Origin of the sequence: Nocardia amamiensis NBRC 102102 (genome assembly GCF_001612745.1) — a bacterium.
Classification (GTDB): Bacteria; Actinomycetota; Actinomycetes; order Mycobacteriales; family Mycobacteriaceae; genus Nocardia; species Nocardia amamiensis.
On record NZ_BDBA01000163.1, the window covers coordinates 1 to 25,128 of the forward strand.

19 protein-coding genes and 1 pseudogene are annotated in these 25,128 nt (G+C 68.9%); 11 read left to right on the forward strand and 9 right to left on the reverse strand.

The window, feature by feature from the left end:
• The 4 genes and pseudogenes from NA4_RS26710 to NA4_RS26725 form a co-directional block, all read right to left on the reverse strand.
• A pseudogene (locus tag NA4_RS26710) lies at window positions 1-1,342 on the reverse strand (endonuclease); the annotation flags it as partial.
• 3 nt (window positions 1,343-1,345) lie between these two features.
• Entirely contained in the window at window positions 1,346-2,770 is a 1,425-nt protein-coding gene (locus NA4_RS26715; protein ID WP_067475788.1) for a TIGR02678 family protein, read from the reverse strand.
• Entirely contained in the window at window positions 2,770-4,422 is a 1,653-nt protein-coding gene (locus NA4_RS26720; protein ID WP_373862839.1) for a TIGR02677 family protein, read from the reverse strand. The genes NA4_RS26715 and NA4_RS26720 overlap by 1 nt, the downstream gene beginning before the upstream one ends.
• Before the next feature lie 155 nt (window positions 4,423-4,577).
• Window positions 4,578-5,717 (reverse strand): NsdA family TPR-like regulatory protein, encoded by a 1,140-nt coding sequence (locus tag NA4_RS26725; protein WP_067475843.1) that lies wholly within the window; start codon window positions 5,715-5,717, stop codon window positions 4,578-4,580.
• A 332-nt stretch (window positions 5,718-6,049) separates the two neighbouring features.
• Here NA4_RS26725 and NA4_RS26730 point away from each other — a divergent pair, with 332 nt between their 5' ends.
• Window positions 6,050-6,355 carry a hypothetical protein gene (locus NA4_RS26730; RefSeq protein WP_067475793.1) on the forward strand — a complete coding sequence of 102 codons (306 nt, stop codon included), beginning with the start codon at window positions 6,050-6,052 and terminating at the stop codon, window positions 6,353-6,355.
• Here the strand turns inward: NA4_RS26730 and NA4_RS26735 are convergent.
• Together NA4_RS26735 and NA4_RS26740 are read right to left on the reverse strand one after the other, a co-directional pair.
• Window positions 6,316-8,850, reverse strand: coding sequence for an AMP-binding protein (locus NA4_RS26735; protein WP_157129321.1), 2,535 nt, complete (start codon window positions 8,848-8,850; stop codon window positions 6,316-6,318). The genes NA4_RS26730 and NA4_RS26735 overlap by 40 nt on opposite strands.
• Window positions 8,851-8,959: 109 nt before the next feature.
• Window positions 8,960-9,844, reverse strand: coding sequence for a PAC2 family protein (locus NA4_RS26740; protein WP_067475797.1), 885 nt, complete (start codon window positions 9,842-9,844; stop codon window positions 8,960-8,962).
• 172 nt (window positions 9,845-10,016) lie between these two features.
• Between NA4_RS26740 and metH the strand changes: the two genes are divergently transcribed.
• The 8 genes from metH to hisG all read left to right on the forward strand — a co-directional run bounded on the left by metH (window position 10,017) and on the right by hisG (window position 21,744).
• Complete coding sequence (gene metH, locus NA4_RS26745; protein ID WP_157129322.1) at window positions 10,017-13,613, forward strand: methionine synthase; 3,597 nt, start codon at window positions 10,017-10,019, stop codon at window positions 13,611-13,613.
• A gap of 640 nt (window positions 13,614-14,253) precedes the next feature.
• The gene (locus NA4_RS26750; protein WP_067475801.1) at window positions 14,254-16,074 is read left to right on the forward strand and encodes a serine/threonine-protein kinase; all 1,821 of its coding nucleotides are present in this window, start codon (window positions 14,254-14,256) and stop codon (window positions 16,072-16,074) included.
• Window positions 16,075-16,093: 19 nt separating this feature from the next.
• A complete protein-coding gene (locus tag NA4_RS26755; protein ID WP_281180067.1) occupies window positions 16,094-16,765 on the forward strand; it encodes an HAD family hydrolase in 672 nt (223 codons plus the stop codon).
• Between the two features lie 156 nt (window positions 16,766-16,921).
• Window positions 16,922-17,785 carry a HalD/BesD family halogenase gene (locus tag NA4_RS26760; protein ID WP_067475851.1) on the forward strand — a complete coding sequence of 288 codons (864 nt, stop codon included), beginning with the start codon at window positions 16,922-16,924 and terminating at the stop codon, window positions 17,783-17,785.
• A gap of 44 nt (window positions 17,786-17,829) precedes the next feature.
• Window positions 17,830-18,666: a class I SAM-dependent methyltransferase gene (locus tag NA4_RS26765; protein WP_174552997.1), complete on the forward strand. Its 837-nt coding sequence runs from the start codon at window positions 17,830-17,832 to the stop codon at window positions 18,664-18,666.
• Window positions 18,663-20,477 (forward strand): choline/carnitine O-acyltransferase, encoded by a 1,815-nt coding sequence (locus NA4_RS26770; protein ID WP_067475813.1) that lies wholly within the window; start codon window positions 18,663-18,665, stop codon window positions 20,475-20,477. The genes NA4_RS26765 and NA4_RS26770 overlap by 4 nt, the downstream gene beginning before the upstream one ends.
• 91 nt (window positions 20,478-20,568) lie before the next feature.
• Window positions 20,569-20,850, forward strand: a complete 282-nt coding sequence (locus NA4_RS26775; RefSeq protein WP_174315390.1) for a phosphoribosyl-ATP diphosphatase — start codon at window positions 20,569-20,571, stop codon at window positions 20,848-20,850.
• A 42-nt stretch (window positions 20,851-20,892) separates the two neighbouring features.
• On the forward strand, window positions 20,893-21,744 hold the full coding sequence (hisG, locus tag NA4_RS26780; protein ID WP_067475817.1) for an ATP phosphoribosyltransferase: 852 nt from the start codon (window positions 20,893-20,895) through the stop codon (window positions 21,742-21,744).
• A gap of 162 nt (window positions 21,745-21,906) precedes the next feature.
• On the opposite strand, the gene NA4_RS43340 is transcribed toward hisG, so the two are convergent.
• Both NA4_RS43340 and NA4_RS26785 read right to left on the reverse strand, forming a co-directional pair.
• Entirely contained in the window at window positions 21,907-22,041 is a 135-nt protein-coding gene (locus NA4_RS43340; RefSeq protein WP_281180068.1) for a hypothetical protein, read from the reverse strand.
• Between the two features lie 5 nt (window positions 22,042-22,046).
• Window positions 22,047-22,415: a hypothetical protein gene (locus NA4_RS26785; protein WP_067475820.1), complete on the reverse strand. Its 369-nt coding sequence runs from the start codon at window positions 22,413-22,415 to the stop codon at window positions 22,047-22,049.
• Between the two features lie 249 nt (window positions 22,416-22,664).
• Between NA4_RS26785 and NA4_RS26790 the strand changes: the two genes are divergently transcribed.
• Window positions 22,665-23,072 (forward strand): DUF6879 family protein, encoded by a 408-nt coding sequence (locus tag NA4_RS26790; RefSeq protein ID WP_373862838.1) that lies wholly within the window; start codon window positions 22,665-22,667, stop codon window positions 23,070-23,072.
• A gap of 210 nt (window positions 23,073-23,282) precedes the next feature.
• Here the strand turns inward: NA4_RS26790 and NA4_RS26795 are convergent, their stop codons facing one another.
• Window positions 23,283-24,092, reverse strand: a complete 810-nt coding sequence (locus tag NA4_RS26795) for a RecB family exonuclease (RefSeq protein WP_245671608.1) — start codon at window positions 24,090-24,092, stop codon at window positions 23,283-23,285.
• A gap of 171 nt (window positions 24,093-24,263) precedes the next feature.
• Between NA4_RS26795 and NA4_RS26800 the strand changes: the two genes are divergently transcribed.
• Window positions 24,264-25,097, forward strand: coding sequence for a tRNA (adenine-N1)-methyltransferase (locus tag NA4_RS26800; protein ID WP_067475831.1), 834 nt, complete (start codon window positions 24,264-24,266; stop codon window positions 25,095-25,097).
• Window positions 25,098-25,128: the final 31 nt, after the last annotated feature.

The following is a 25,128-nucleotide window of genomic DNA, read 5'->3' on the forward strand; positions in this document are numbered from 1 at the left end:
GTTCGGCGGCCGCGGTGTCCACCGCACCCAATGCCCTGCGCACCGCGCGGACATCGGCGTCGCGCTCCTCGGCGTGGCCCCGCACGGCCGTGGTGAGCTGTTCGGCCCGTGCCGTCTCGGGCATCGGCGTCCACGCGATGCCCGCCTCCTCGGCGGCGCCGCGCAGGTCGTCCTCGCCACGGGCGAGCGCGGCAGTGGCGGTTTCGACCGCGCTGCGCGCGCGTTCGGCCTCCGCGGCGCGCTGGTCCAAGGTCTGCTGCGCTTTGAGCGCCTTGTCGGCGTGCACGCCAGCCGAGGTCTCCAACCGCCGTACCGCGTCGGCCAGGTCTTCGAGTTGCTGCTTGCCCTCGTAAGCGCTGGAACGCCGCAGGTTTTCCCGATCGGCGAGGGCTTGCTCGTAGGCGCGGTCGGCGTCGTCGGCTCGGGTTTCGGCGGCGGCGCGTTCGGTTTCCCTGCGTTCCCGCAGCGCGGTCGCCGCGAACAGCGCGGTGCTCGCGTGCGTGACCGCGTCGAGCCGGGCCCGCACCTGGTCGACGTCCGCTTTCGCCTGAACCGCGAGGTATTTCCGATAGACCTCGACGAAAGCCCTGGTCGCGGTGTCGGCGTTGACCAGCCCCTCGAGGGTGCGGGCCACCTCCTCCATGTCGCTGAACGACCGGGCGGCGTCCAGGATCAGTTGCTCGTCGAGCGGGCGCAGGCCGTCGGTGAGCGCCTGGGACAGCCCGCGCGGATCCAGGTTCTTGGCCAGCTGCGGGCGGCGCAGCGTGAGGATCAGGTTGATCAGCTGGTCGTAGCGCTGTGCGCCGAGACCGAACATGCGCGCGTCGATGGCGTTGCGGTAGTCCATCGGCCGGTCGACGATCGAGTCGCTGCCGATCTGTTCGGCGAGTTGTTTGCGGGTGAACGGACGGTCGTCCGGGCCGATCAGCGAGAAGTCCACGCCGACGCGGCCGTCGGCCACGAAGTACCAGCGGGTCACCTTGTCCGATGACCGGGTCGCGCGCATGCCGATGCCGACCGTGACCACTTCCGGGTCGTCCCAGCGACCGCGTGCGAACTCCATCCAGACGTAGGAGTAGGCCGAGTCCTGCTTGCGGTAGAGCAGGTTCGACTTCATCGTGCGTTCCTCGCCGGCGAACGGGTTGAGCCGGCGCGGTTCGATCCGCCCGTCCAGCACGAACGGGAACAGCACCTCCAGCGCCTTGGTCTTGCCCGACCCGTTCGGCCCGCGCAGCACCAATCTGCCGTCGGCGAAACAGAATTCCTGGTCGCGGTAGTCCCAGAGGTTGACGATCCCGGCGCGGGTGGGAGTGAACCGCACTCCTGCGTGAATGAGCGACATCCGTCAGTTCCCTTCCGTCCCGGTGCCGCCGGGCCCGTAGGTGTCGGCCGCGGTGACGAACAGCTCCGCGGCCCGCTTGGTGCGTACCGTCACGACCGCGCCGCGGTAGCGGGCCAGAGCGGGGAGCACGAGCAGTCCCTCGCCGACCGCCTGCACCAGCCGCAGCCGTTCCAGCAGCGCCACCACCTCCGTGGTGAGACGCGGCACGTCGGCCTGCCACTGCGCGGCGAAGGTGGCGCCGTACCGGTCGGTCAGCGCCTGCATCGTCTCGCGCAGCCACGCCGGGTCGACAACTGGATAGGTGCTCGCCACCGGCTCGGCCTCGTGATCCGGCTCGCAATCCGGCGAACCGGTATCGGCCGGAAGCGAATCCGGCGAGTGCGGCTGGGCCAGCGGTGTGAACAGGGTGGATTCGGGGATGGCCGCGTCCAGTTGCCCGGCGAGCGCCCCATCCGGGTGCGGAGCGCCGCGGCGGCGCGGCAGCGGGTTGTCGATGTCCAGCACGCGGTCGGCGATCTCTCCCGCCAGCAGCAGGGCGACCTGGGCGAGCGTGCCGGTCCCGGGGAACCGCGTGTCCGACAGCCGTCCCGAAGTGTCGATCAGCGCGACACCTTCGGCGCGGCGCTCGGCACGCAGACCGGTGAACAGCTCCACATCCGCGACGATCCGGTCCTGCACGAGCACCGGACGTTCTTCGGGCGCGAGATCATCGATGTAGACCACCGGTCGTTCGACCAGCGCCCTGCGCACCCGGCGGGCGATCTCGGCGGTGCTCGGGACGTGCGCGGAAACCCCGGTGGCGGTGGCCTCCTCGGCGAACAACCCGCGCACACTGTGCAGATGCTGCAACGCCCGCGGCGGCCGGAACAGCGCGAAGACCACCGGCCGGTCGATGTCGTAGAGCGCTTCACCCGCCTCCGGATCGCTGGCCCAACCGCCCGCGTCGCCGTCGGCCAAGGTGAGCGCCCCGCGCATGGTCAGCCAGCCGACCGCGTCGACGAACGCGTCCCGATCGGACGCCCGGTCCGTGGCCAGCTCGAGACCGTCCACCCGGCCCGCGTAGGCGGCGACCTGATCGGCCAGCTCCGACAGCGTGACCTGATCGCCCGCGCGCCCGAGCGCGGCGAGCGCCAAGGCGAGATAGGCATAGCGGCGCCGGTCGAACACACGCTCGGCAGGCGTGCGGGCCGGCCTGCTCGCGTCCAGACGGTCCAGCACGGGGAACACCCGCGCCGTGGTCTCGGTGACTTCCAGCCGGTAGCCGAACAATTCGGCGAGGTCCTCACGGAGTTCGGTGGCCCAGCGGCGGATCAGGGGCAGCGCGATCCGATCCGGATAGGTGCGGGTCACCAGATGATTGGCCAGGATGACGCGGGCGGCGCGCTGATAGTTGTCCAGCGCGAGGGTGTCGACGGCGCGTCCGTGCATCAGCCACGCTCCCCGGAAGTGCGCGGGCGCGTCTTGGTGGTCTGCTCGATCTTCAGTGCCCGGTTGTTCAGGTGCAGCAGCCCGCGCGTGGTGCGCACGACGGTCGGGCCGTCGTGCTCGGACACCGTCAGCGTGACCCCGCTGTCCGAACCGGTGGTGCCCGCCACCCGGCCGCGCACCGGAACCCAGGCGGTGGACGCGGCGTCCAGCAGGCGCAGCAGCACTTCGGTTTCCCGTTCGTCCAGGACCCGCTCGTGCACGTCGCCGGAGGCCAGCGACCGGGCAGCCTCGGCGCGCGACCGCTGCGCGTCCAACTGGGCCTCGCGCAGCCGCCGGATCCCGGCGTCGTTGCGGTGGATTCGCGCGGGCGCGCCCGCGGACGGGGGCCGCCCGGTCTCGGCGAGCGTGCGCGAAATCTCCAATGGGGGTGCGTCCCACCAGGACCGGACCGCCGGAATCAGGTCGGCGTCCGGGTGCTCCATCGCCAGATGCCGCGGCTTGCCGAGGCCGAATACCGCGTCGAACAGCGCGTGGGCGCTGTCCGCGCTCGGTGCCGCGGTGAACCAGGCGGCCAGATGCCGCAGCGCCGATTCCCGGCTCACCCCACCGCGCCGCGTCTCGGTGACCCGCCGCAGCAGTGAGAGCACCGCGGCGATGGCGCTCATCGTTGCCTCGCGCAGCCGCTCGGCTTCCGTCGCCCCCGCAGACTCGCCGCTGCCGGACGCGACGAACCAGGTGCGCAGTCCGTCCCATCTGGCCTGCCAATCCGACCGGCGTTCGGCGATGCTCAGCAGCACCCGCTCGTCACAGCGCGCCGCACGAGCGATCAGCTCCTCGACGCCGGTCTCCTCGATCTCCGCGATGGCCGCCGCCAGTCTCGGGGTGAATCGGGCCAAGTCGAGGCTGAACTCCCGCATGTGCGCCAGCAGCGCGTCTTTGTGCGCGAGAAACGACTCCGGGGTGATCTCGGTGGTCCGGACCATATCCCCGAGTCCGAGATAGAAGTGCGCGGCGCGGGCGGCCAGCTCCGACAGCGCGGCGTCGAGGCGACGCAAGGTGCGGTAGACCCGCTCGGCGTCGCCTGACCGGTTCGCCTGGGCCAGCGCGTGCAGATCGGCCAGCAGCTCCGGCAGCACCAGACGCGAGAGCGAGGCCTCGTCGAGGCGGGCGCTGAGCACACCGGCGACCGCCCGGTAGGCCTGAAATCCCGCCTGCGAGAACTGGTAGACGTAGTGCCGGTTGCGATACTCGGCCAGGGTCGCGGCGCGGGTTCCGTCGTAGCTGCGCTCCAGCACGCCCCATTGGTGGAGCTGGTCGAGTAGGGGGCCGATCTCGGCGGCGGTCAGGCGTGCCGCCGTCGGGCGTCCGGCGGCCGGGGAATGATCCGGCGCAGGTGTTTCGGACTCCACGCTGCGCGAATCGTCCGGACTGTTTCGCCACTGCTCGGGATCGACTCCCGCCCGATTCGCGACCGGTTGGTTCGTATCGTCCAGATCGGGTGTGCGCAGCATGCTTCCGTTGCGCTCGATCCACTCCGCGACGTCGTCCGCGTGCAGCAACACCACGTAGGCCGCCCGCGCGCTGTCGAAGGCGCGCAGCACCCGCAGGTAGTCCGCGCGGCGCTCGGCGGTCGCGAAGGAGAACAGCCGCAGCCGCTCGTCCCAGCGGTCGCCGGCGCAGCCGTCATCGGAGTCGGTCACCGGGAACAGCGTAGTAGCGGGCTGGTCGCCGCCTGCACGACGTTCCGGTGTTCGGCGTGGACGCGTCCGGTTCGTCACCGTTCGCCGAAGCTGCGGGCCAGGTCGGCTCACTCGACGGACAGCGAGCGCAGCTGGTCCAGATACGCGCGGGTGCGCGGATCGCCGGGATAGCGCTCGATGATCTCGCGCGCGACTTCGCCCGCGATCCACATCAGCGACGGCAGCGAACGCCGCCTGCCCGCGAACGCGCGCATGCCCTCGGCCACCGCCGTCTCCAGATCACGCTCGCGGACCGCGACCACGGCCAGCGTCAGGTGCGCCTCGGCGATCCGCATCGGGTTGCGCACCGTGCCGTCGGGGCGGGTCGCGTTCCGGATCACTTCGCGGGCGTAGGATTCGGCGAGCCGATCCTCGCCCGCCACCCGGCAGCAGTCCATCGCGTAGAAGTCGAACTTGTGCGCGTCGATGACGAAATGGTTGTCCAGATTCGCCGGATGTTCGAGTCGCTCCAAGATTGCCCGACCCTCCGCGAGCGCGGACTCCACCTCGCGTGGATTGCCCAGCCTGGCCCAGGCTTTGGCGCACTGGGCGGCCAGTTGCACGCCGACGCGCAGGTCCTGGCTCACTTCCAGCGTCGGCCGCACCGTCTCGATCACGCCACGGTAGTTGCCCTGGGTGAGCGCGAACCACGCGGTCATTTCCGCTGCCCACGCGGTGATCTCGGCGTTCTCGGCCTCCTGCCCCAGCGAGTGGGCGGCCCGGCGGGTGGCCTCGGCGGCGGTGCGCCGGCCCAGGTCGTAGTCGACGCATCCGACCAGCAGCGCGACCCATCCGGCGAGGACGAGGATTTCGCGGTGCTGGGCCAGGGTCAGGCGACCGTCCAGCAACGAGGTGATCCTGCGCAGCCACGCGGTGCCCTCGGTGTGCAGGTCGTGCGGGTCGGCGTAGGAGTACTCGCAGCACAGGCGCTCGGCGGTGATCCGGACAGCCTCCAGCGTCACCGGGGACACGTCCGAGATGCGAATTCTGGCGAGGAACTCGAGCGTGTCCATGCCGGTCGCGGAGAGCAATTCGTCGTCCCGGTTCGGTCTGGCCTTGGGAAAGAACGCCGCGGTCACCGTGTCGAAGGTGGCGGCGATGATGGGGGCGTAGAAATCGTCCGGGCGTGATTCGCCCGATTCCCAACGGCGCCAGTTGCGTAGGAGGGTGCTGTCCGTGGGCAGGTTGTGGGATGACTTCCCGCGCATCACGCGAACCGCGTCGGCTTGCGACCACCCCCTCGCGTCACGCTCGGAACGCATCCGGACTGCCCAGACGGGTCGATCGTCAGTAGCGGCCACGTCTGTAGTATCGCACCAGTTAACGTTTGGTGTCCCCGATAGGGCAGACAGATGTCATCGGGTTGACAGCTCGATTCGCGGCGCGGCATGGTGCATGCTCGTTATCGACGCGGAGAGTTTGCCAGGCATCTCTACCAGAGCAACTGCAAGTACATCTGCTCTTGCATGAAGCGCAGTAACCCCGTAGAACGGGTGGATCCACTTCAGAGAACAGCGATCCCAATCCAACGGAGGTTCGGGTGGAAGCGTTGATCTATGGATACTTGCGTGACGATCTGGCCGATGGCCACAGCAAAGAGCTGGAGGCGGCGATGAGCAGCCTCGCTCGCGAAGAAGGGCTCTGCTTCGCCGCAACGTTCCATGAATCGACCGGGGGTGACGGGACGGCTTTGGCGGAGCTCACCGCGGAACTCAAGCGTGCCGACGCGCACCACGTGGTGGTTCCCTCACTCGATCACTTTGCCGGCCAAACCATTCCGCGCGACATCCTGATCGCGAAACTCGCTCAGGAGGCGGCGGCTCGGGTCTGGACCGTGGAGAGCTGACGGCTCGACCGGATTGCCCGGAATCTCCTGGATCCCCAGCGTCGCAGTATCGCCACCATTTTGGCCGCGGCAACACCCGCTGCGAGAGATGCCAGCAGCGCCACGAGGTGGTGCCGGCCGAACAGTGGATACACCTGCCAGTGCAGCAGATAGGCGAACAGCGAGCTATCGGCCAGCACGGCTGCGCAAACGGCGACGATCGCGGGAACCCGGATCGCGGCCAACCACACCAACGCGAGCAAACCCGCCATGACCAGCCTTTCCCGATCGGTAACGCCGAAATAGCCGGGTACGGTGACCAGTACGACGGCACTGACCGCGACCCGCTGGCACGTCGATCCGGCCTTCGCCGCCGCCCAGCCGAGCGCGAAGAGCCACACCGCCAGCGGTGAGAACGGAACGTCCTTCGCTGGATACAGACCGAACGCCTGGTATCGGAACACGAGACTCACCGCGACGAGCGCCATCGCGAACCAGAACGGATCGGCCCGTTGCAGGCGGTCCACCCAGGGGATCCGGATCAGTAGCGCGGCGGCGAGCATGAAGTAGACGAGCACCTCGAGAAACCACAGGTGCCCGGCGGTCGGGCTGCCGCGGGGGCCGAGAATCTTGTTCAGCAGCAGCACGTTCTGCCAGCCGTAGTAATCACCACACATCAGGGTGAGCGCCACCCAGGCCGCGGTCGGGACCGCGATCGAGGCCACGGTGCGCAGCGTGTGACGCAGCCGCTCCGCACGTGGTGCCGCGGTCACCGCGAAACGCGCGAAGTTGAATCCCGCGACGCCGAGCAGCACGTGTGCCGCACCCCACAGCACGAACACGCCTGCGTGCGATCCCACGATCAGCACGATGCCGATGGCGCGCAGCAGCGTTCCGGTGTCCAGTGCATGTCCGAAGCGCCTGCTTTTCTCCGGAAGCCGTTCCAGGTCCGCGACGGAGGTGTTCGGCCAGTCGGTGGGCAGGTGGCCGAGCATGCGCTCCAGCCGCGCCGCGGTGGCCACGTAGGTCAGCGAGTTGCCGCCGAGATCGACGAACGTGCGGTCCGGCCGGATCCGCGCCGGGTCGATGCCGAGGGTCGCGGCGTACAGGGCTCGCACGTCATGCACCTGCGGCGTGGGTTCGGCCAGTCCTCGGATAGCCGGGTAGTCGGGTTTGCCGCTGGGTAGCCGCGGGATCCGCTCGACCGGAAGGAACCGGACCGCCGCGGCGGGCAACCCGGCCAGTCGGGCCGCGATCTCGGTGGGATCCGACCGGGGGCTCTCGACCGCAACGATCAAGTGCGCGTCGTCATCGGTGCAGCACGACGCGAATCCGGCGTCGCCGAGCCCGTATTCGAGACGCTCCAGATCGATGCGGAGGCCGTAGATCTTGGCGAACCGGCTGCGTCTGCCGACCACCTGATAGAGCCCTTCCGGGGTGCGGCGGGCCAGGTCACCGGTGCGCAGCGCACTGATCGTGCGGCCGAGGGCGAGCTCCTCGGCGGATCGGGCGTAACCCATCATCACGTTGGGGCCGTGATAGACCAGCTCACTCGGTCCCTCGGCGTCTTCCTCGATCGGTTCGAGAGTGAATTCGCCGCCGGGAATCGGGATTCCGATGCAGTCGGGTTGCTCGGTCGCCAGATGAGCGGGCAGATAGGCCATCCGAGCGGTCGCCTCGGTCTGGCCGTACATGACCACGAAATCCCAGCCGGATCGCCCGCCGAGCGCGGCGTACTCGCGGACCCGATCCGGCGCGAGCCTGCCGCCCGCCTGGGTGACATAGCGCAGGTGCGGCAACGCCATGCGGGGGAAGCCGATGCGGTCGAGCAGGTCGATGGTGTAGGGGACGGCGGCGAACGACGTTGCGCGGCAGTCCCGGAAAGCGTGCCAGAACTGGACGTCCAATACCGACCGGTCGCTGAGGAGCAAGCTCGCACCGCGTAACAGATGACTGTGCACCACCGAGAGCCCGTAGCAGTAGTACATCGGCAGCGTGGTGGCCGCACAGTCGTCCGGGCCGATCGCCAGGTACTCGGCGATCGCAGCGGCGTTGGCCCGCAGGTTCGTCGCCGAGAGCCGCACCAGCTTCGGCGACCCGGTGGAACCCGACGTGCTCAGCAGCAACGCGAGATCCGGGTGCAGGCGATGCGCGGAGTTCTCCCGGACCACGTCGGCGCGGCCCGCCTCGATGACGACGTCCGGATCGTAGGCCGCCCGCAACTCCGCGGTGATCTCTCCGGTCAGCAGCACCACGCATCCGGCGCTGAGCGCGCCGAGATACGCCACGAGCGAGGCGAGATCGTTGCGCGCGGCGAGCGCGACGAGGCGGCGGGCCGGCCCGAGCTCGGTCGCGTAGTCCTCGACGAGCGCGGCGAGCCGAGCGTAGGTGACCCGCTGCGTCGCTTGCGGCATCGGCTCCGCCGCGGCGACGTTCGCCGCACCCGGGTCGGGGCAATGGACGGCGACCCGGTCGTCGAAACTGCGCAGATGCGCGACGATCGGGAGCACTTTCACCGGCGAGAGTGTAGGAGGCGGCCGCTTTCCGGTCCGACGGCGGCCCCCTGGCGAACTTCCGGTGAATCGGGCGCGCCCGCGCCGGCCGAGGCCGCCGCGGACCGGGCGGTCAGAGCCCGAAGCTGCCCGGACCCCGCCTACGCAGGTACTTTTCGAATTCCGCCGCGATGGCGTCGCCGTCGATCTTGGCCATCGCCTCGTTCACGTCGGCCGCGGCGTCGCCGCGCTCCTCCAGTGAACGCACGTATTCGCTGATCTCGTCGTCGCCCACGGTCATCTCGTTCACCGCGGTCTCCCAGTCCTCGGCCTGTTTGGGCAGCTCGCCCAGCGGGACCTCGATGTCGAGTACATCCTCGACCCGGTGCAGCAGCGCGATGGTCGCCTTCGGGTTCGGCGGCTGGGAGACGTAGTGCGGAACGGCGGCCCAGAACGACACCGCGGGCACCCCCGCCTTCACACACTGATCCTGCAGCACACCGGTGATCCCGGTCGGACCCTCGTAGCGGGTCTGCTCCAGGTTGAACCGCTCGGCCGCCTCCTTGCTGTAGGCCGAGCCGGTCACCGGCACCGGTCTGGTGTGCGGGGTGTCGGCCAGCAGCGCGCCCAGGATGACGACGGTCTGCACCCCGAGCTGTTCGATGAACTCCAGCAGGTCGCCGCAGAAGCTGCGCCAGCGCATGTTCGGCTCGATGCCGCGCAGCAGCACCACGTCACGATCGCTGCCCGGCGGCGAGCAGACCGACAGCATCGTCGACGGCCACTGGATTTCCCTGGTCACACCGTCCACCTGGCGTACCGCCGGCCGGTTGACCTGATAGTCGTAGTAGTCCTCGGAGTCGAGTTCGGCCAACGGCTCGGCATCCCAGATCAGTTCCAGATGCTCGACGGCGCCGCTGGCCGCGTCCCCGGCGTCGTTCCAGCCCTCGAAGGCGGCGACCAGTACTGGATCCCGCAACGTCGGCAGTTCCGGATCGGGAGTTTCACTGGCGTTCACTCGGTCAGCCTACGGCGTTCGTCGACATGGCGTGCCGTATGCCGGTGGGATCGGTGATGTGTTCCCCGCGGCTGGGACGGGGCAGGCGGCGGCACCGTGTCCGTGTGGTGCAGGACACCGAGCTTCGACGTGGTGGCCTGGTTTGTCCGGCCCGCCCACTACCCTGGAACCCATGTCTGCGTCCATCCCCGCCGAGTTCGACACCACGCTACTCGACACGCTGCGCCGTCGTGTCGTCATCGGTGACGGTGCGATGGCCACGATGCTGCAAGCCACCGATCTGACCCTGGACGATTTCCGCGGGCTGGAGGGCTGCAACGAGATCCTCAACGAAACCCGCCCCGACGTGCTGCGGATGATCCACCGCGCGTATTTCGAGGCGGGCGCCGACGCGGTCGAGACCAACACCTTCGGCTGCAATCTATCCAACCTCGCGGACTACGACATCGCCGACCGGATCCGCGACCTGTCCGAGCGCGGTACCAGGCTGGCGCGTGAGGTCGCCGACGAGATGGGCCCGTCCTCCGACGGTACGCCGCGGTATGTGCTCGGTTCGATGGGGCCGGGCACCAAGCTCCCGACGCTGGGCCATGCCCCGTACGCCGCGCTGCGCGACGCCTACGCCGAGGCCGCGCTGGGCATGCTCGACGGCGGCGCCGACGCCATCCTCATCGAGACCTGCCAGGACCTGCTGCAGGTGAAGGCGGCAGTGACCGGCAGCAGGCGGGCGATGGCACGGCTTGGCCGCCGGATCCCGATCATCACGCACGTCACGGTGGAGACCACCGGCACCATGCTGGTCGGCAGCGAGATCGGCGCCGCGCTCACGGCGCTGGAGCCGCTCGGCATCGACATGATCGGCCTGAACTGCGCCACCGGTCCGGACGAGATGAGCGAGCACCTGCGGCACTTGTCCCGGCACGCGCGAGTGCCGGTCTCGGTGATGCCGAACGCCGGACTCCCGGTGCTCGGCGCGAATGGCGCGGTGTACCCGCTCACCCCCGAGGAGTTGGCGGTCGCGCTGCGCGGGTTCGTCACGGAATTCGGGCTGGGGCTGGTCGGCGGCTGCTGCGGCACCACCCCCGAGCACATCCGTCAGGTCGCCGCCGCGCTGCGCGAGGTCGAGCCGACGCTGCCGCCGGTCGCCGAGCGCCGCGACCCGGTGCACGAGCCGAGTGTGGCCAGTATGTACACCGCGGTGCCGTTCGAGCAGGACGCCTCGATCCTGATGATCGGCGAGCGCACGAATGCCAACGGCTCCAAGGCATTCCGCGATGCCATGCTGGCAGGCGACTGGCAGAAGTGCCTGGACATCGCCAAGGACCAGACCCGCGACGGCGCGCACATGCTCGACCTGTGCGTCGACTACGTCGGCCGCGACGGCTCCCAGGACATGGCGGAGCTGGCCGGCCGCCTGGCCACCGCGTCCACGCTGCCGATCATGCTCGACTCGACCGAGACCCCGGTGCTGCAGGCCGGGCTGGAACATCTCGGCGGGCGCTGCGCGGTGAACTCGGTGAACTACGAGGACGGCGACGGCCCCGAGTCGCGCTTCCAGCAGACCATGCGGCTGGTCGCCGAGCACGGCGCCGCGGTGGTCGCGCTGACCATCGACGAGGAGGGCCAGGCCCGCACCGCCGCGAAGAAGGTGGAGATCGCCGAGCGGCTGATCGCCGACATCACCGGCAACTGGGGCCTGTCGGAGAGCGACATCATCATCGATACGCTCACCTTCACCCTCGGCACCGGCCAGGAGGAGTCGCGCCGCGACGGTATGGAGACCATCGAGGCCATCCGCGAGCTCAAGCGCCGCCACCCGGAGGTGCAGACCACGCTGGGGCTGTCCAACATCTCCTTCGGTCTCAACCCGGCGGCCCGGCAGGTGCTCAACTCGGTGTTCATGCACGAATGCGTCGAGGCCGGATTGGACTCCGCGATCGTGCACGCGTCGAAGATCCTGCCGATCAGCCGGATTCCGGACGAACAGCGCAAGGCCGCGCTGGATCTGGTGTACGACCGCCGCGCCGAGGGCTACGACCCGCTGCAGAAGCTGATGGAGCTGTTCGAGGGCGTGTCCACGTCGTCGTCGAAGGCCTCGCGGGCCGAGGAACTGGCCGCGCTGCCGCTGTTCGAGCGGCTGGAGCGGCGGATCGTCGACGGCGAGCGGGCGGGGATGGAGGCCGATCTGGACGCGGCCATGAGCGAGGTGCCGCCGCTGCGGATCATCAACGAGACGCTGCTGGCGGGGATGAAGACGGTCGGCGAGCTGTTCGGGTCCGGTCAGATGCAGCTGCCGTTCGTACTGCAGTCCGCCGAGGTGATGAAGGCCGCCGTCGCGTATCTGGAACCGCACATGGAGGCGACCGACGACAGCGGCAAAGGCCGCATCGTGCTGGCCACCGTCAAGGGCGACGTGCACGACATCGGCAAGAACCTGGTCGACATCATCCTGTCCAACAACGGCTACGAGGTGGTCAACCTCGGCATCAAGCAGCCGATCTCCACCATCCTCGACGCGGCGGTGGACAAGAAGGCCGACGTCATCGGCATGTCCGGTCTGCTGGTGAAGTCGACGGTGGTGATGAAGGAGAACCTCGAGGAGCTCAACGCCAAAGGCGTGGCCGGGCAGTTCCCGGTTCTGCTCGGCGGTGCGGCGCTCACCCGCTCATACGTGGAGAACGACCTCACCGAGGTCTACGAGGGCGACGTGCACTACGCGCGCGACGCGTTCGAGGGCCTGCGGCTGATGGGCGACATCATGACCCGCAAGCGCGGCGGCGGGCCAGACCCGGACAGCCCGGAGGCCATCGCCGAGCGGGAGCAGGCCGCCGAGCGCAAGGCCCGGCACGAGCGGTCCAAGCGGATCGCCGCGGAGCGCAGGGCGGCCGAAGTGCCCGTCGTGGTACCCGAGCGCTCCGACGTCGCGGCGGATCTGCCGGTGCCGGTGCCGCCGTTCTGGGGCACGCGCGTGGTGAAAGGGCTCGCGCTGCACGAGTACTCGGGCCTGCTCGACGAGCGGGCGCTGTTCCTCGGCCAGTGGGGCCTGCGCGGGCAGCGCGGCGGCGACGGCCCCAGCTACGAGGAACTGGTCGAGACGGAGGGCAGGCCCCGTCTGCGCGCGTGGCTGGACCGGCTGAGCACCGAGGGCGTGCTGCAGCACGCCGCGGTGGTGTACGGCTATTTCCCCGCGGTGTCCGATGGCGACGAGGTCATCGTGCTCACCGAACCGGATCCTGATGCGCCGGAACGGTATCGGTTCACCTTCCCGCGCCAGCAGCGCGACCGATTCCTCTGCATCGCCGACTTCATCCGGTCGCGGGCCCACGCCAAAGCGACCGGTCAGGTGGACGTTCTGCCGTTCCAGCTGGTCACCATGGGCCAGCCGATCGCCGACTTCGCCAACGAGCTGTTCGCGGGCGACAGCTACCGCGACTATCTCGAGGTGCACGGCATCGGCGTCCAGCTCACCGAGGCGCTCGCCGAATACTGGCACCGCCGCGTCCGCGAGGAACTCGTCCTCGAGGGCCACGCGGTCGCCGACTCCGACCCGGCCGACGTGCTGGAGTACTTCAAACTCGGCTACCGCGGCGCACGCTACTCCTTCGGCTACGGCGCCTGCCCCGACCTGGAAGACCGCGCCAAGCTGGTCGACCTGCTAGAGGCCGACCGCATCGGCGTCGTGCTGTCCGAAGAGCTGCAATTGCATCCGGAACAATCCACCGACGCGTTCGTCCTCCTGCATCCGGAGGCGAAGTACTTCAACGCCTGACGGGTTGTCGAAGGTATGCCCTGCCGCGCGCCGTTTCGGAGGACGAACGGAACGGCTGGGCGGCAGGCTCTTCGGAACAAGACAGCTCGCGCTCGTGTCCACTTTGCCCGGTTCCATTTGCTGAGCCGCGCCCTCGATGAAACGACCGATTGGTCTGCTATCGCGCGGGGGTGAATGCTTGAACGCCGGACCGCCGTGCCCATCGGCCGTCGCGTGTCCATCGCGAACTCGCTACTGAGTCAGGGACTTCGAGCGAATGCGGCGGCTGGTGTGATCGCCGTTCACTAAGCGGCGCCGCCCGTCCAAGCGCGGGCTGCGGCTGCGCCCCAAGGGCCTTTGCTACCTGGTCGGATGCCGTGCCCGGTGTCGATCGGCGCCCCCGGGCGGCGCGTCGCCGGCCGGGGGCGCGCGGTATTGACCTGGGCCATCGCCCATATCGGCGCGGGCAGGTGGATGTCTGTCGGGAGGATGTGCCATTGTCGAAGGCGTTGTAACTGCATCCGGAGCAGTCGGCGGATGCGTTCGCGTCTCTGCTCGGTGGTGCAAAAACACCTCGGCGCGTACGTGTTCCGGAGATTTCTCCGGGCTTGCGCGCTGAGTGCGGAACGGCTCGGCGCGTAAGTAGGAGAGGCACACCACGATGACGGCGGATCGATTGATCGCGGGACGATACCGGCTCACGGATCCGATCGGCACCGGCGCCATGGGTGTGGTCTGGCGAGCCACCGATGTGCGGCTGCAGCGCACCGTGGCGGTCAAACAGGTGCTGCTCGGTCCGGGACTGTCCGGGTCGGCGGCACTGGAGGCGAAACTGCGCGCCATGCGCGAGGGCAGGATCGCGGCGCGCCTGCATCATCCGAACGCCATCACCGTCTTCGACGTCGCCGAGGAAGACGGCCAGCCCTGGCTGGTCATGGAGTACCTGGACGCGCCGAGCCTGGCGGCCAAGCTGTCGGGCAACGGCACCCTGCCTCCGCTGGAGGTCGCCAAGATCGGCGCGCAGGCCGCGAGCGCTCTGGCCGCAGCCCACGACGCCGGCATCATGCACCGCGATGTCAAACCGGCCAACCTGCTGGTCGCCGACGACGGCACGGTGAAGATCACCGATTTCGGCATCTCCCGCGCGGTCGGCGACGTGACGGTCACGGCCACCGGCTTTCTCGCCGGGACGCCCGCCTACCTGTCGCCGGAGGTGGCGCGCGGCGAGAATCCCGAACCGGCCTCCGACGTCTTCGCGCTCGGTTCCACGCTGTACGCCGCGGTGCAGGGCAGCCCGCCGTTCGGCGAGGGCGACAACCCGCTCGCGCTGCTACACGCGGTGGCCAGGGCCGAGATCCCAACGCCGGAGTCCGCGGGCCCGCTCGGCCCGGTGCTGATGCGCCTGCTCGCACCGACCATCGATGCCCGGCCGACCATGCACGAGGCGAAGCAGGCGCTGGAAGCCGTTGCCGCCGGCCGTAATCCGGAACTGCCCGCGCCGGTGACCACGGTGATGCCGGCACCCGGTACGGCCGCGACGACGGTTCTGCCGCAACGGACCGCGACCGCGCCGACCGAGAACTCGAGCGACACCGGCGCCACCGCGGTGGTGCCCGCCGCGGTCATGGGCCCGCCCGCACCGCATCCGGTTGCCGCCCAGCGCCCTGCGATCCCGTCGCAAGGGCGCATGGCCGCGACCTTGCCGGGCGTTCTGGTCGGGTCCAACCGCAGCCGGATGCTCGCCATAGCTGCGGCAGCGGTAGTAGGCGTACTGATCCTGGCTGGAATCATCGCGACGGTGAGTGCAGGCGACGACGGAGACGGCGCCACACCGACATCGGCGGTTGTGCCTCCCGGTGTGGCCGCCGAGAATTCGCTGCCATCGGCCGATGCGGCCGCGCCGGGCCCGCAACAGGCCCCAGCGCAAACCCCCGCACCGGCTCCGGCACCTGGCACCACCGCGTCCACGTCCGGACCCGCATCCGCGTCCGGGCCGACGGCTACCTCCGCGGCCGCGCCGCCCCAACCCGCCCCTGCCACTACGCCCCCGGCGACCCCCACCCCCGGACCGAGCTCCGCTGCACCCACGCCGACTCCCTCGACCCAGACCACGACGCCGCCCGCCACGTCGACCACGCCCGGCCCGACCGCGACCGGAACGACCACGCAGTCCGGCCCGCCGACGCCGGACCGGATCGCCTCCTTCATCCAGGGCTACTACGGCATGCTGCCCGGCAACGTTTCCGGCGCCTGGTCTCAGCTGTCGCCCGGCTACCAGGCGCAGACCGGCTACGACTCGTATGTGAACTTCTGGGGCACGATTCGTGCGGTCCGCGTGGGCTCGGTCACGCAGAGCGGCGCGAATCGGGCAGTGGTCGCACTGACCTATACCCTGAAGAACGGCTCGACGACCTCGGAGAACCGATGGATCGAGGTCGCCGGGGACAGCGCCAAGCTGCAAATCGCCGCATCGGGCACCTGACAGAGGGGAAACACCGAACGTGACAGCGCCACTGACCGGAGTGCTCTGGGACATGGACGGCACGCTGCTCGATTCGGAAAAACTCTGGGACATCGCGGTGCGCGAATTGGCGCGCGAGCACGGCCACGAGATGACCGACGCGATCCGGCACGCGCTGATCGGCGCGTCCGGGCCGAACGCCCTGCGGATCATGTTCACCGGTCTGGGCATCGAGCCGACCCCGGCGTCGTTGCGGGCGGCGGGGGAGTATCTGGAGCGGCGGGTGACCGAGTTGATGACCGGCCCCATCCCCTGGCGGCCGGGTGCCAAGGACGCGCTGGCCATGGTTCGCGCGGCCGGACTGCGGAGCGCACTGGTGACCAATACCAAGCGGTCGCTCACGGAATTCGGGCTCGACACCCTCGGTCGCGACTTCTTCGATGTCTCGGTGTGCGGCGACGAGGTGGCGCACGGCAAGCCGGAGCCGGATGTCTACCTGCGCGCCGCCGAGCTACTCGGCCTGGATCCGAGCCACTGTGTCGCGGTGGAGGATTCGGGTACCGGTGCGCGCGCGGCGCAGGCCGCAGGCTGCGCGCTGATCGTGGTGCCGTGCGAGATTCCGGTGCCGCCTGCGCGCGGGAGGATATTTCGAGACTCGCTGGTCGGGCTGACGGTCGGCGACCTCGAAAATGCGCTGCGCGTGCGCGTTTGAATCGCTGCCGCAGCCGCCGGGCAACCAGACCCCTCTCGATTCACCAGAGTTACTGTGCCGCAACGGGAGTGCGCGCAGATCATACGTGTGACCGTGATCACCGGCAATCTCGCCGAATCTCGGGCGTGTCGGCGTGCGCTGCACCAAAATGACGCCATGGCAGCGTTGGGCGTACTCGACGAGATCGTAGATACCGCACGGTTTCCTCTGGCGGATCCGGACGGTCCCGGGCTGCGTGCCGTGGTGCGTCGAGCCCACGCGGACCTGGCCGACAGCGGTTGCACCGTGCTGCGCGGCTTCATCCGGCCCGAGCTGGCCGACACGCTGCGGGCGCAGGGAGACCAGATGGCCCCGCACGCGTACTACGAGGTGGAGCGGGTCAACGCGTACAACATTCCGCTGGATGCGGAGCTGCCGCAGGACCATCCGGGCCGGATCGTGCTGGAGCGCGGCAATGCCTTCGTGCCGCGCGACCGCATCCCCGCCGACGCGCTGATCCACCGGCTCTACACCGACGAGCTGTTCCAACGGTTCGTCGCCGAGTGCTTCGGCCTGCCCGAACTGCACGAATTCGCCGATCCCCTGGCGGGACTGTGCCTCAACGTCGTCGCGCCGGGCATGTCGCATCCCTGGCATTTCGACACCAACGAATTCACCGTCTCCATGCTGACCCAGCCGGCCGAGACCGGCGGCGTCTTCGAATACTGCCCCAACATCCGCACGCCCGAGGCGGAAAACCTCGATGACGTGCGGGCGGTGCTGACCGGCTCCGGTGAGCGTTTCGTCCAGCGGCTCGAACTGCGCCCGGGGGATCTGCAATTGTTCCGCGGTCGCTTCTCGTTGCACCGCGTCTCACCCGTCAGCGGTGCGCGCCAGCGCCATTCGGCCATCTTCGCCTACACCGATCGCCCTGGAATGGTCGGCACGGTGGAGCGTACGCGGCAGCTCTTCGGCCGTGTGTTACCCGACCACTTAGCCGCCGCGGCCGACGCTGTCCGGGGCGATCGACTGCTCGACTGAGCCGAACGGCTCGACTGACCGAGCTCGACCCGAGAGGACCGACAGTGCCAGTGCCGTTAGACACCACCGGGAAAGCGTCTTTCGACGACATCTACGACCGCCCCGATCCGCGCGCGTACTACGCGCGCATGTCCGATCTGGACTATCGCATTCCGGAACTGGCGAAGCCGGTCTTCCAACAGCAGATCCGGGAGTATCGCGCCTCCGCCAGGGTCAGCACGCCGACGGTGCTCGACATCGGCTGCTCCTACGGCGTGAACGCCGCGCTGCTGCGCCTCGACACGACCATGCAGGACTTGGCCGAGCACTACGCCGATGCCGACTCCGACCGGGCCGGTCTGATCCGGCGCGACCGAGACCGGGTGGCGACGGGCGCCGGACCGGCCGACCTCCGTTTCCTCGGCATGGATGCGGCCCGCCCGGCGCTCGAATACGCGCACGAGGCCGGGCTGGTGCACGACGTGGTGCACGCCGACCTGGAGTCCGGTGAGCCGACCGATGAGCAGCGCGCGCTGCTGGCCACCGCCGACCTGGTGGTCTCCACCGGCTGTGTCGGATACGTCACCGAAAAGACGCTGACGCGCGTGGCCACGGCACACCCGCGCAGGCGGCCGTGGATGGCACACTTTGTGTTGCGCATGTTCGACTTCGCTCCGATCGCGGCGGAACTCGCCGCGCTCGGCTACCGGACCGAACAGGCGCCGGGGCTGTACGAGCAGCGCAGGTTCGCCTCCGAGGCCGAGCAGTCGCGAGTGCTGAACACCCTGTCCGCCAATGGGATCGACACCACCGGCCGGGAAGCCCAGGGGTGGCTGTATGCCACTCTGTACGTGTCCAGGCCGCTGCCGAAACATCACGCCGACACCGAGGATCCGCATTGACCGAACGCACGTTCGCCGCCGACGATCAGCTACCCAGGGTGCCCCTGCCGACGCTGGAGGACAGCTGCGGCCGGTTCCTGCAGTGGTGTGAGCCGCTGCTGACCGCCGACGAACTCGCCGCCACTCGCGCCGCGGTCGAGGACCTGCTGCGCGCCGACGGGCCGGGCCGCGTCCTCCACGCGGCGCTCGCGGAGTACGACGCGACCCCCGGGGTGGGCAGCTGGCTGGATCTGTTCTGGCCGTCGCGGTATCTGGGCCGGCGGGACCGGATCGCGCTGAACGCGAACTTCTTCTTCCTGTTCCGGGACGACACGCCGCTGGCCACCTCCACGGCAGCGACCCAGGTGGATCGTGCGGCGGGCATCATCTCCGCCGCGGTCGACTACAAGCTGGCCCTCGACCAGGAGGCCGTCCCGCCGGTGACCCAGCGCGGGCAGCAGCTGTCGATGTGGCAGAACAAGTACCTGTTCTCCGAGACCAGGATTCCCGGCGCCGAGCAGGACTCGGTGCGCGTCCCCTACAGCGACGAGTGGCCGGGGCACTCGGACGCCCGGCACATCGTGGTGTTCGTCCGCGGCAGCATGTTCCGGATGGACGTGATCGGCCAGGACGGGGCGCCCTACTCGCCGGAGGATCTCGCCGACGGGCTGCGCGCGGTCCTGAAGGCGGGTGCGCGCCCGACCCGTGCCGACAGCGCCGTGGGGCATCTGACGACCAAGGCCCGCGCCGAATGGGCGGCGAGCAGGCAGGGGCTGCTGGCCGAGCCTGCGAACGTCGCGGCGCTGGACACCATCGAGACGGCGCTGTTCGCCATCTGTCTCGAGGACTTCGCTCCGCGCGACGAATTGCACGCCTGCGACCAGCTGCTGCACGGCGACAGCGCGAACCGGTGGTTCGACAAGTCGGTGTCGTTCATCGTCTTCGGCGACGGGCAGGCGGGCATCAATGTCGAGCACTGCGGGCTGGACGGCACCACCATCCTGTCGTTCGTGGACACCCTGCTGGAAACCCCGGTGGCCGAACACGTCACCCGCTCCGGCGCGCAGGCGCAAGGGCTGCCCCCGGTCGAGCCGATCGAGTTCGTCCTCGACGCGGCGCAGCGCGCCGATATCGCCGCGGCGGGCGCCGACTTCGCCGACTATGCCGCCGCGAACGCCAACCAGACGGTGTCCTTCCCGGATTTCGGCACCTCCCGCGCCAAACAGCTGGGCATCTCGCCGGACGCGTTCGCGCAGCTGAGCTACCAGCTCGCCCACCGGCGCAGTAAGGGACTCACCGGCGCGACCTACGAGTCCATCGCGACCAGGCAGTACCGCAACGGCCGCACCGAGGCCATGCGTGTGGTCACCCCGGAGATGGTCGCCTTCGTTGACACCATGCAGGACCCGTCCGCCGACACGGCGGCCAAGCTCGCCGCGGCACGCACGGCGGCGGCCGCGCACGTGGAGCGGGCCAAGCAGTGCCAGGCGGGGGACGCGCCCGAGCAGCACCTGTGGGAGCTGCAATGGGTCCAGCGTCGTCGCGGTGTGGAACTGGGCGTCACCGATCCGATCCCGCTCTACGACAGCCCAGGCTGGACCATCATGCGGGACGACTACCTGAGCACCAGCTCGGCACCGTCGGTGAACATCCGCTACTTCGGTTTCGGCTCCACCAGCTCCCGGTGCATCGGCGTCGCCTACGTCCTGCTGCCGGACCGCTGGAACATCTACCTCGCCACGCCGACGCCCGTCGCCGACCAGATGTACGCCTTCGCCGACCACCTGCGCACCGCGGTGGCGGATCTGACGGCGCTGCTCTCCGGAGACTAGTCACGTCCCGCCCGGCTCTTGCGCACCCCGGGAGCCGGGCGGTCGCCGTTCGCGGCCATCGTGGGCCGGAGCAACGGGCCCGCATCCGGGTCTGAAACAATGGCTGATCGTGAAGAACTTCGAATCCCTGTTCGCCGAGCTGCAGGATCGTGCGGTCAACCGCCCCGAGGGGTCCGGAACCGTTGCGGCGCTGGACGCAGGCGTGCACACCCAGGGTAAGAAGGTGCTCGAGGAGGCCGGTGAGGTGTGGCTGGCCGCCGAACACGAGAGCGACGAGTCGCTCGCCGAGGAGATCTCCCAGCTGCTGTACTGGGTGCAGGTGCTGATGGTGGGTCGCGGGCTGAAGCTCGAAGACGTGTACCGACATCTGTGACGGCCGTCTCATACCCGGTTTCTCCTCCCGAAAGGACTCCCCATGCTGCGCGTCGCAGTCCCCAACAAAGGCGCCCTGTCCGAATCCGCCGTCTCGATCCTCGCCGAGGCGGGCTACCGCAAGCGCACCGACTCGCGTGACCTGACCGTCCTCGATCCCGCCAACCAGGTCGAGTTCTTCTTCCTGCGGCCCAAGGACATCGCGATCTACGTCGGATCCGGCGAACTCGATCTCGGCATCACCGGACGTGACCTCGCCCTGGATTCCGGCGCACCCGTGCAGGAACGGCTAGCCCTCGGCTTCGGCCGCTCCACCTTCCGCTACGCCGCTCCCGCCGGTCGGGAATGGAAGGTGGAAGATCTCTACGACAAGCGCATCGCGACCTCCTACCCGAACCTGGTGCTCAGCGATCTGCGCCGCCGCGGCATCGAGGCCGAGGTGATCCGCTTGGACGGTGCGGTGGAGATCTCCATCCAGCTCGGCGTCGCCGACGCCATCGCCGACGTCGTCGGTTCCGGCCGCACCCTGCGCCAGCACAACCTGGTCGCATTCGGGGAATCGCTGTGCGACTCCGAGGGCGTGCTCGTCGAACGCAAGGACGCCGATCAGAGCGACCGGGCACGCAACCAGCTCGTTGCCCGCATCCAGGGCGTGGTCTTCGCCCAGCAGTACGTGATGCTGGACTACGACTGTCCCAAGGACCTGCTCGACCAAGCGTTCGTCATCACTCCCGGCCTGGAGTCCCCGACCGTGGCTCCGCTGGCCGACACCGGCTGGGTCGCCGTGCGCGCGCTGGTACCGCGCAAACAGAGCAACGAGCTGATGGACAAGCTGGCCGACCTGGGCGCAAAAGCCATCCTCGCCACCGACATTCGCTCCTGCCGCGCATTCTGAACGCCGATTGGTCCGCGTGATCGCCTCATGCTGAGCACAATTGGTGTGCACTGCGACCGAGTGATGCTGGGTATCCGAGCGAAAACGGCACGGTCGCCGCAACCTCTCACATTGAGAGTGTTGCGACGACCGCGTGAACTCAAGGAGACGGGCTTTTTAGCGTTACGAGAGCATGCGCCGGAACCGAACGCTCAAGCGCCAGAGTGCGTTACGGACGTGGGTCGGCCCCCAGTACTTCACCCGGTGCCACAGGCCAGGGTCCTCGTACTCGGCATACCTGCCGTCGAACGTCGGCATCGTGCTCATCCTCTCGGGCATTCGTCGGAACTGACCTTCCGAGTGTCGCCGACTTCGGTGTAGTCGAACGGACGCCCTTGCAGCTTGCCATAGACGTGCACCCTGTGCCGCCAGTCACCCCTATCACACTCCGCGCTGACGCGGACCTCATGACCCGAGCGGGAAGGGATCTTGGAGTCCACCTGGAGCGCCCACCGCACCCACTGGCCGGTCTGGAAGTGCTCCAGGCTCAGCTCCAACGTGTGCGACTCCGGAGGCACATGACAGGAGACCTTCGCGTCGGTGGAGATGACCGGATGCAGCAGGGTCGGCTTGCCGAAGTAGGTGGTGAAGTCGCACGACTTGGCCGCGACCGGCGTCGGTGCGGCAGCCACTGGCCCGGCGCCTGTGAGGGCGACAGCACTCGCAGCGCTGAGGATAGTCGCCAATCGAAACATGATGTTGTTCACCAGGATTCCCCTCTTCTCGCCTGAGCGACGACCACGCTCAGTACTCTCTTGATGTGTCCGGCGTCATGCGTCCGGCGCTGATCAGCGTTTGGCGTGCCGCTTCCTTGCGGGGGCACTTGGTGGCACGGCAGTCTCGATGCTGCTGCATGGTCACGTGAGCTTCTTCGACGCTGAGTGGCCGCTGAGGGGCCGCGTGAGGCCACCCGGAAGGACCCTGTCGGCTCGCCCTCCACTCGGCCTGCAGTCGGCCGAGGCGTAGCGGTCAACCGGGCGCGGGTAGTCACTGTGCCGCACAACGACTACACCCGGTATGCGAAACACGTTGCCCGCCTCAATGCGGAGGCGGGTGAAGATGTGCGGTATCTTCCGCGTCACCTGATCAGCGCCGATGAGTTGACGACAGACGATTTCTGGGTATTCGATGACGAAGTGGTCGCGTTTACCGTATTCGAGCCCGGCAAGCATGGGCGCTGGCTTGGCGCTGCGGTGACAACCGATCCGAAGATAGTTGACTACATCCGTACGCTGAAAGAACGGGTGTGGTCGCTAGCCGTGCCGTTGCCGGAATACAGCGAGCCGTGACAAGTTTTGGACCAGGCAAAGGAAGTCTCGGGACACGGCTCCGAGAGACTTCGCCAGGGCTCGTCGCTGGCAAGCCCTACATACCACGGTCGGCAATGATCAGACGACTGTCGGGCAGCTGAACCGACTCTTGGCCGTGGCATGCCCAGGGACCATGGGTGGCGCCCGGACGTCGGTGCCGTACTTTCAGCGTTGAATGGCGAGCAGCGCTCAGTCGGATACTGCCTCGGCCAGCGTCTCCTCCGGCGAGTCGGCCGCGCCGCCAACTGGCCAGCCGGGGTAGGGCGGGGGCGTGCCGCCGAATTCCGGGCACAGCGGCTTGTAGTCGCAGTAGGAACACAGCCAGCCGGTGTTCGGTCGGAAATCCCCGGTGCGGCCCGCCTCCAGGATGGCCGCCCACAGGGCCGACAGTGTGCGCTCGAAGCGCAGCAACTCCTGCTCGTCGGGGGTGTAGGTGAGGATCTGTTCGTCGGCCAAGTAGATGAGCCGTAGCTGGGCGGGCACCACGCCGCGGGTGCGTAGCACCACCAGTGCGTAGAACTTCAGTTGGAACAGCGCCTTGGTCTCCTGCATGGGTCCAGGCGCGCGGCCGGTTTTGTAGTCCACGACGCGCAGCGCACCGCTCGGAGCGATGTCGATCCGGTCGACGAACCCGCGCAGCAGCGCGCCGTCGTCGAGTTCGACCTCCACGTGCGCCTCGCGCGATTCCGGATCGAATCGGGTGGGGTCTTCCAGCCGGTAGTAGCGGCTCACCAGCGCGCGCACTTCGTCGAGGAACGCGTCGAGTTCCTCGACGACGATCAGCTCGGCGACCTCGGGCTGATCGGTGCGCACGCGCGCCCACGCCGCGGGCACGAGCGCGTCGGCCCGTTCGGGCAAACGCTCGGCCGCGGGCAGCCCGTAGAGATCCTCCAGCACCGCGTGCACCACCGTGCCGCGCACCGCCTGCCGCGAAGGCGGCTCCGGGATCCGATCGATCGCACGGAACCGGTACTTCAGCGGGCACTGCTTGAAATCCATTGCCCGGGAAGGTGACAGGGCGGGTCTGGCACGGTTCGCCGCCACGCCGGGCGCGGATTCCCGCGCGTCGTCGGCAGGGGGCGTGGACACGGGCGAGCACATACCTGGCAGGCTATCCCGCGGCACCGACACGCCGGTGCGCGACAATTCGAACCAGGGGAACGGAGATTCATGACGGCCAGACGGACCGGGCCATTCAGCGTCGGTGACCGGGTGCAGCTGACCGATGCCAAAGGGCGCCTGTACACGGTGGTCTTGGAGGCGGGCAAAGAGTTCCACACCCATCGCGGCGGGATCAAGCACGACAGCTTGATCGGCGCCGACGAGGGCAGTGTGGTGCACTCCACCAACGGCACGCCGTATCTGGCCCTGCGTCCGCTGCTGATCGACTACGTGCTGTCCATGCCGCGCGGCGCCGCGGTGATCTACCCGAAGGACGCCGCGCAGATCGTGCACGAGGGCGACATGTTCCCCGGCGCACGTGTGCTCGAGGCCGGTGCGGGTTCCGGCGCTCTCACCTGCTCGCTGTTGCGCGCGGTCGGGCCGCAGGGGCAGGTGATCTCCTACGAGATTCGCGCCGACCACGCCGAACACGCCGTCCGCAACGTCGAGACGTTCTACGGCGAACGTCCAGCTAACTGGTCGCTGACTGTCGGCGACGTGGCCGACTACGCGGGCGAGCCGGTCGACCGGGCGGTGCTGGACATGCTCGCGCCTTGGGACGCGCTGCCTGCGGTGTCCAAGGCGCTCGTGCCGGGCGGCGTGCTGATCGTCTATGTGGCCACCGTCACCCAGCTGTCGAAGGTGGTGGAGGCGCTGCGCGAGCAGGAGTGCTGGACCGAGCCCCGTTCCTGGGAGTCACTGGTGCGGCCGTGGCATGTGGTCGGCCTCGCCGTGCGTCCGGAACACCGCATGCAGGGCCACACCGCCTTCCTCGTCAGCGCCCGCAGGCTGGCCGAGGGCACCGTCACCCCCAAGCCGCAGCGCAGGCCCTCGAAGGGGTGAGCGCGGCAGGGCGGGCGAGCGCGGGCCGCCC